This is a genomic window from Brevundimonas sp. (assembly GCF_036402095.1).
Classification (GTDB): domain Bacteria; phylum Pseudomonadota; class Alphaproteobacteria; order Caulobacterales; family Caulobacteraceae; genus Brevundimonas.
This window is the reverse complement of record NZ_DASWTO010000215.1, coordinates 1-6,916: the sequence shown is the minus strand read 5'-3', so window position 1 is coordinate 6,916 and position 6,916 is coordinate 1. Positions and strand designations below refer to the sequence as shown.

Annotated in this window: 8 protein-coding genes and 1 pseudogene; 2 read left to right on the top strand and 7 right to left on the bottom strand. The window is 69.8% G+C overall.

Annotated elements, in window-relative coordinates:
• A partial coding sequence (gene purH, locus VGD32_RS14205) for a bifunctional phosphoribosylaminoimidazolecarboxamide formyltransferase/IMP cyclohydrolase (protein ID WP_331032533.1) occupies window positions 1–1,428 on the bottom strand: 1,428 nt, incomplete at its 3' end.
• Window positions 1,429–1,613: 185 nt separating this feature from the next.
• Here purH and VGD32_RS14200 point away from each other — a divergent pair.
• On the top strand, window positions 1,614–2,039 hold the full coding sequence (locus VGD32_RS14200) for a hypothetical protein (protein WP_331032532.1): 426 nt from the start codon (window positions 1,614–1,616) through the stop codon (window positions 2,037–2,039).
• 216 nt (window positions 2,040–2,255) lie between these two features.
• Here VGD32_RS14200 and VGD32_RS14195 read toward each other — a convergent pair whose 3' ends face one another.
• Window positions 2,256–2,777: a prolyl-tRNA synthetase associated domain-containing protein gene (locus VGD32_RS14195; RefSeq protein WP_331032531.1), complete on the bottom strand. Its 522-nt coding sequence runs from the start codon at window positions 2,775–2,777 to the stop codon at window positions 2,256–2,258.
• 51 nt (window positions 2,778–2,828) lie between these two features.
• Between VGD32_RS14195 and VGD32_RS14190 the strand changes: the two genes are divergently transcribed.
• Window positions 2,829–3,569 (top strand): DUF6065 family protein, encoded by a 741-nt coding sequence (locus VGD32_RS14190; protein WP_331032530.1) that lies wholly within the window; start codon window positions 2,829–2,831, stop codon window positions 3,567–3,569.
• Window positions 3,570–3,649: 80 nt separating this feature from the next.
• On the opposite strand, the gene VGD32_RS14185 is transcribed toward VGD32_RS14190, so the two are convergent.
• The 5 genes and pseudogenes from VGD32_RS14185 to VGD32_RS14165 form a co-directional block, all read right to left on the bottom strand.
• Window positions 3,650–4,198: a CC0125/CC1285 family lipoprotein gene (locus VGD32_RS14185; RefSeq protein WP_331032529.1), complete on the bottom strand. Its 549-nt coding sequence runs from the start codon at window positions 4,196–4,198 to the stop codon at window positions 3,650–3,652.
• Window positions 4,199–4,280: 82 nt separating this feature from the next.
• Window positions 4,281–4,913 (bottom strand): LysE family translocator, encoded by a 633-nt coding sequence (locus VGD32_RS14180; protein WP_331032528.1) that lies wholly within the window; start codon window positions 4,911–4,913, stop codon window positions 4,281–4,283.
• Window positions 4,914–4,958: 45 nt separating this feature from the next.
• A complete protein-coding gene (locus VGD32_RS14175) occupies window positions 4,959–5,660 on the bottom strand; it encodes a hypothetical protein (protein ID WP_331032527.1) in 702 nt (233 codons plus the stop codon).
• Window positions 5,661–5,769: 109 nt separating this feature from the next.
• Window positions 5,770–6,237, bottom strand: coding sequence for a translation initiation factor IF-2 (locus VGD32_RS14170; RefSeq protein ID WP_331032526.1), 468 nt, complete (start codon window positions 6,235–6,237; stop codon window positions 5,770–5,772).
• A gap of 139 nt (window positions 6,238–6,376) precedes the next feature.
• Window positions 6,377–6,916 (bottom strand): annotated as a pseudogene (locus VGD32_RS14165) (argininosuccinate synthase); the annotation flags it as partial.

Here is a 6,916-nt window from a genome sequence, read left to right as displayed (position 1 = left end):
GGACCCTTGCGCCAGCGAATGGGCCAGACCCTTGGCCTCGCCGGCCTCGCGGGCGCGGATGGCGGCGATGCGGGCGGAGTCGCGGCGGTTCATCTGGCCGGCGCCGATGCCGGCGGTCTGGCCGTCCTTCGCATAGACGATGGCGTTGGACTTGACGTGTTTGGCCACGGTGAAGGCGAACAGCATGTCCTCGATCTCCTGCGGCGTCGGCTGGCGGCGGGTGACGATCTTGAGGTCCGACGGGGCGATGCGGCTGCGGTCGCGCGACTGGACGAGGAAGCCGCCGGCCACCGAGCGGAACACCTCGCCCGCCGCCAGCGGATCGGGCAGGCCGTCGGTGAGCAGCAGGCGCAGGTTCTTCTTCGCCGCGAAGATCGTCTGCGCCTCGTCGTCGGCGCCGGGGGCGATGACCACCTCGGTGAAGATGTCGGTGATCCGTTTGGCGTCGGCGCCGGTCAGGGTGCGGTTGACGGCGATGACGCCGCCGAAGGCCGAGACGGCGTCGCATTCCAGCGCCCGGGCGTAGGCCTCGGCCAGATCGTTTCCGACGGCGACGCCGCAGGGGTTGGCGTGTTTGACGATGACGCAGGCGGGGGCCTCGAACTCGGCCACCAGTTCATAGGCCGCGTCGGCGTCGGCGATGTTGTTGTAGCCCAGCTCCTTGCCCTGCAGCTGGCGGGCGTTGGCGACCCCCGGGCGGGATTCGCCGGTGCGGTAGAAGGCCCCGGTCTGGTGCGGGTTCTCGCCGTAGCGCAGGGTCTGGGCCAGCGAACCGGCGATCGACTTGCGCGCCGGGGCGGCGTCGCCGACCTGCTGCGCGAACCAGCCGGAGACGGCGGCGTCATAGGCGGCGGTGCGGGCGAAGGCGCGGGCGGCGAGGCGTTTGCGCAGCTCGAGGGTGGTGGCGCCGTCAGCCTTCAGCGCCTCGAGCACCTCGTCCAGCCCGGCCTTGTCGACGCAGACGGCGACATAGCCGTGGTTCTTGGAGGCCGAGCGGATCATGGCCGGGCCGCCGATGTCGATGTTCTCGACCGCCGCTTCGAAACCGCCGCCCGAAGCGACCGTGGCCTCGAACGGATAGAGGTCGATCCAGGCGATATCGATGCCGCCGATGCCGTGTTCGGTCATGGCCTGGGCGTGGGAGGGTTCGTCGCGCACGCCGAGCAGGCCGCCGTGCACCACCGGGTGCAGGGTCTTGACCCGGCCGTCCATCATCTCGGGGAAGCCGGTCAGGTCGGCGACGTCCTTCACCGGCAGGCCGAAGCCGGCGATGGCGGCCCGGGTGCCGCCGGTCGAGACGAGTTCGACGCCGAGGTCGTGCAGGGCGCGGGCCGCGTCCTCCAGCCCGGTCTTGTCGCTCAGCGAGATCAGCGCGCGCTTCGGCGCCACGCGGTCGGGCGCGGGGGGAAAGTCGGGAGCGGCGGGCATGGCGGCGTTCCGGGTCTGGCGTGGGGGTCGGGGGAGCGCCGCGCGTCTAGCACTGTCCGGCGGCGGATTGAACCGGGGCGCCAGAACGGGGGCGCAGAAATCAATCCGGAGCGGCTGGAGGCCAGAAACAGGGCTGGGCCAGAAAGCGGACCTCTGGAAGGTCCGCTATGGGTGGAAAGCGGACGTTGGAAATGCTCTTTGCGGGCATGACTGCTTTCAGAAGGCTCTATCGCACCTCTGGTGTCATGGCTGTGGCCGTGGCTTCGATGTCGATGCTCTCGGCATGTAATCCGACACTACAGAGGAGCAAGGCAGCTGGTTCGCCTTGCGCGACTACCTTCGTCACGTTCGTGGGCTTTGAAGAAAGTCAGGCGAAGATCGAGCAGAATGGCAGGCAGGCTTGGCAGGGTCAGATCGACCGCTACAACCCATCGACCGATATCTCCGCGCAGGTACAGTTATGTTTGCAGACGGGACGCGATATCGCGGTAGAGGCCGATAGCCGAACGTTCCGCACGGTCCTCCCCGCAGGCGCGGCACCGTTTTACGTCTTGATAGACTCGCGCAGCGAAGACCCGTTGGTTCAGAAGACGCCATTCTTGTTGGACTAACGTCCGCAACGGGTCGGGAGCGGTCTTTGCGTTCGTCTGAGGAGCCCGCGCATCCGCCACACCTCTCCCCGTCATCCTCGGGCTTGACCCGGGGATCAGACCGTCCGGTGCTCCGTCGAGCCTCTCACGGTCGCGGTCGCAGGGCCGTCTCCGGCGCACAGGCCGCCTCTCGCCTCTGATCCTCGGGTCAAGCCCCAGGAAGACGGCGGGGTGGGTTCAGCCGGCTGACTGACCGAAATCCACCACCACCGGCTCCCGCCCGAGCAGCGTCAGGAACCGGCGGAAATCCGCCTGCGTCAGGGCCGCGGTCGCCGTGTTGGTCAGGGGGTGGAAGTTGACGACAGCGGCGTCCCACAGGGCCTGGTCGAGGACGAAGGTGACGCGGTGGTCGGGGTCGTTGATCAGGCCGAGGGCCGTGACCGAGCCGGGGCGGACGCCGAGGGTCTCCCACAGCAGGGCCTCGTTTCCGAAGCTGAGGCGGGCCGAGCCGATCCATCTGTCGGCGCGCTTGAGGTCGATGACCGTGTCCTGACGGGCCGAGATCAGCCAGAGACGGCCCTTCTTGTCTTTCAGGAACAGGTTCTTGGTGTGGGCGCCCGGCATGGCGGCCTTGAGCTCGAGCCCTTCCTCGACACGGAAGACGGCGGGGTGGTCGTGGGTGGTCTGGGCGATCCCGTTGTCGGCCATCCAGGCCAGCAGGCGGGCGCGGTCGAAGGAGGGCGTCTTGTGTTCGGTCATGGCGCGCCGCTAGTGAGGAGGACCATCCCCGATACCGTCCGGAGCGCCGCCGTGGAACTGGAATGCTACCCGATGTCGGACCAGCCGTGCGACCTCGTGCCGGGGCGCCAGGCGCGCGACTGGATGGACGCCTTCCCCAGCCGGCATCCCTATCGCTGCCTGCCGCTGACCATGGCCAACACCACGGGGTGGGAGGTGCTGTGCCCGATGAGCTTCACCGCCGAGTGGAACGGCGGGCCGAGCCAGAACGACATCGTCATCACGCCGGACCGGCACGCGCCCAACCTGCACCATTTCGTCACCTCGCATTTCTCGCGCGGGGTGATGACCATGCATCCGCAGTATCTGTTCCGCACGCCGCCGGGCTGGGGCCTGCTGGCCTCGGGCGCGCCCAACCACGTCAAGGACGGGATCGCGCCGCTGACCGGCCTGATCGAGACCGACTGGCTGCCCTTCCCCTTCACCATGAACTGGATCTTCACCCGGCCGGGGCGGGTCAAGTTCGAGCGCGGCGAGCCGTTCTGCTTCATCACCCCGATCGAGCACCGCAAGGCCGAGGCCTTCGAGCCGGTGATCCGCTCGCTGGAGTCCAATCCGGTGATGAAGGGCCAGTTCGAGGCCTGGAACCGCCAGCGCACCGACTTCAACAAGCGGCTGGCCTCGGGCGATCCCGACGCCGCCAAGGAGGCGTGGCAGCGGTTCTACTTCAAGGGCGAACTGCCCGAGGACCTGGGCGCGGCGCCGCAGACGCATGCGAACAAGCGGCGGCTGAAGACGCCGAGGCTGGGGTGAGAGAAGGGCTTAGGGCTTAGGGCTTAGGGCTTAGGAGATCTGCTCCCCTAATTCCTGAGCCCCAAGCCCTACGACTCGTCCTACATCGGCCTCGGCACGCGCGGGCCGAGGTTCTGGATCACCTCGCGGGCGTCGAAGGCGTTCGGGTCGCCGGCCGGCTTGGGCCCGCTGCCGACCACGATCTCGGCGGTGGCCTCGTAGCGGTCGATCTCGCGGATATCCATGCTCGGGCCGAACGGGTCGCGCCACGGGCTCCAGTAGCCGCGGCGGTAGTAGCGCCACGACGGACCCCAGAACGGGCTGTACCGGTCGTAGTAGAAGGGGTCGGGCGAGGCCGAATAGCGGACGTCGCGGTCGGTGGCGCGGTTGACGGTGGCGAACCAGTCGTGGCCGCTTTCCAGAGTCAGTTCGGCGGCGCGGAGCAGCAGCCCCATCTCGACCTGCTCGCGCGAGGTCACCGAATTGCCGGCGAAGGCGACGCGGAAGCGGTTGTCGTCGACCCGCATGTCGGAATAGCCGTAGCGGCTGCCCTGGCCGGCCGGGCCGTAGGGAGTCGCCGTCGCGCAGGCCGACAGGGCCAGCGCCGCCGTCACCGCGAGCAGGACGGGCTTGAGGACGCGAGTCTTCATGGGAAATCTCCTTGGGCGTCCAGCAGACGCCTTTCCTGCTGAACGGCACATGAACAACGCGGTTCCGTCGCCGGACAAGCCCTTATAAACGCGAGACAATGAGCACGGACGCCGCCAGCAGCAGGCCGCCGGTGACGAAGGCGAAGGCGCGCCGGAAACGCGGCTCGGACATGCGCCGCGCCAGGGCCGCCCCACCCAGACCGTAGGTGGACATCGACAGCACGTCCATGCCGATGGTGGCGAGGGCGAACAGGGCCAGCTGCGGCGCCGCCGGACGGCTGACGTCGAGGAACGGCGGCAGCACGGCGGTGAAGAACAGCACCGCCTTGGGGTTGGCGATCTGGACCATGAATCCGTCCAGCAGCGCGCTGCGGCCGAGGCGGAGGGTCGGGGCGTGCGGATCGGCGGCGGTGCGGAAGGCGCCCCTGAGGGCGTTGACGCCCAGCCAGGCGACATAGAGGGCGCCGGCGACGGAGATGAGCCGGAAGACCTGGGGGAAGGCCACGACCAGGGCCCCTAGCCCGAGGGCCGCCGCGCCGAACCACACGAGGGTGGCGGCGTTCATGCCGACCACCCCGGCCAGGGCGCCCGCCGGGCCGCGCTGCACCCCGTTGGCGACCGAGAACAGGTTGGCCGGCCCGGGCGTCACGGCCATCACGGCCATGACCCCGAGAAAGGTCAGATAGAGGTGGGGATCGACGGGCAGGCCGGACATGGCCGCCGTGTCGCGTCAGCGGCGGCCACGGTCAAGCCGCAAGTCTCAGTCGTCGCTGGAAACCGTCGCATCGGGTCCGGCTTCGTCGGCGGCTTCCGCCTCGATCTCCGCCGCAGCTCCGGCCAGTTCGGCGCCGGCCTCGTCGACCGAGTCGAGGGCCTCGCCGAGGGCGTAGTCGGCCATCAGGCCGTAGGTCGCCATGTGCTCGGGATCGTTCGAGGCCCAGGAGCCGTTGACCGCCATGCCCTGCGCCCCGGCGATGGCGCCCTGCAGCGCGCCCGAGGCCTCGACCTCGGCCAGGGCTTCGGCGGTGACGGCGTCGAGATCCACGCCCGCCAGGGCCTCGGCGGTGATGGCCCCCATGTCCAGGCCCTGGAGCGCCTCGGCCGTGATGGCCTCGACGTCGACGCCGGCGAGGGCCTCGGCCACCATGGCGTCGATGTCGATGTCGGCCAGCGCCTCGGCGGCGATGCCGGCCGCGTGCTGGGCGGCCACGGCGGTGAAGGCGTTCACGTCCGGCTGATACTCGCTCCACAGGGCGGCGATGCGCAGTTCGCGCTGGTCCTCGCTCAGGCTGGAGTCTTCGGAAATGGCCTCGGCGCGTTCGCCGAAAGCCTCCATCCGGGCTTCGAAGGCGGCCGCGGCGGCCTCGAGGGCGGCTTCGGACGAGCCGCGCGCCTCCTGCGCCACGGCGGCGGACAGGGGCAGCAGGGCGAGGGCGGCGGCGAGGGAAAGGGCCTTGATCATGGCGGGGCTCCTGAAGAACCCGGCCAAGGTCGGCCCAACGGCGTCCCGCCTCAAGTGAAATCGCGGTAAGGCGGCGGCCACCGGGGACCGCCGCCTTCCGCAGGGGCCGTTACTGGGCGGCGGGCGCGGCCGGCGCCGTGGCCTGGGCGGACAGCGCCGCCTGGGCGCCGGCGCGGATCTGGGCCGGCATGCCGGACAGGGCGGTGCGGATCCCGATCTTGGCGCCCGACATCTCGGCGCGCTTCGCCTCGTCCGTCTCGGCGGCCGCCTCGGCGTCGATGAAGGTTTCGAAGTCGGTGATGAAGCTTTCGATGTCCGGCTGGTAGCGGGCCAGGATGGCGTCGACGTCGGCCATGCCCTTCGCCTGGTCGGGGCCGGCGGCGGTGATGGCGGCCTCGAGTTCGCCCTGCATCTGCTCCATGCGGGTCTTGAAGGCCTCGCCCCGGGCTTCGAAGGCGATCTCGGCGGCGGACTTCGCCGCGACGGGGATCGGGGTCGGAGCCGGCGGCTGCTGGGCGAAGGCGGGGGCGGCGAAGGCCAGGGCGGCCGAGGCGGCGAGGACGAGGCGAAGAGACATGACGGGTTCCTGATGCGTCGAAGGAGCCCATGCTCCTGCCCCCAACGTGGCGCAAAACCACGGCGGGGGCGAGGCCATTTCCGGCGCCCGGTGTTCGCGGAAGCCTTGCGGGAACCGGAAAGCAACAGGCCGGTGGGGATCAGCCCCCGCTGCGCTGGTCACGCTTGCCCAGCACGCGCAGGCGCAGGGCGTTGAGCTTGATGAAGCCGGCGGCGTCCTTCTGGTCGTAGGCCACGGCGCCGTCCTCGAAGGTGACCAGTTCCTGGTCGTAGAGGCTGAACGGGCTCTCGCGGCCGATGACCGTGGCGGCGCCCTTGTAGAGCTTGACCCGGACCGTGCCCGACACCTTCTGCTGGCTGTGGTCGATGGCCGCCTGCAGCATCTCGCGCTCGGGCGAGAACCAGAAGCCGTTGTAGATCAGGTGGGCGTATTTGACCGCCAGCTCGTCCTTCAGGTGCATGGCCCCGCGGTCGAGGGTGATCGACTCGATGCCGCGGTGCGCCGCCAGCAGGATGGTCCCGCCGGGGGTCTCGTAGACGCCGCGCGACTTCATGCCGACGAAGCGGTTCTCGACCAGGTCGAGCCGGCCGACGCCGTTGTCGTGCCCGTACTGGTTCAGGGCCGTCAGCAGGGTCGCCGGGCTCATGGCCTCGCCGTTGATCGAGACCGCGTCGCCCTT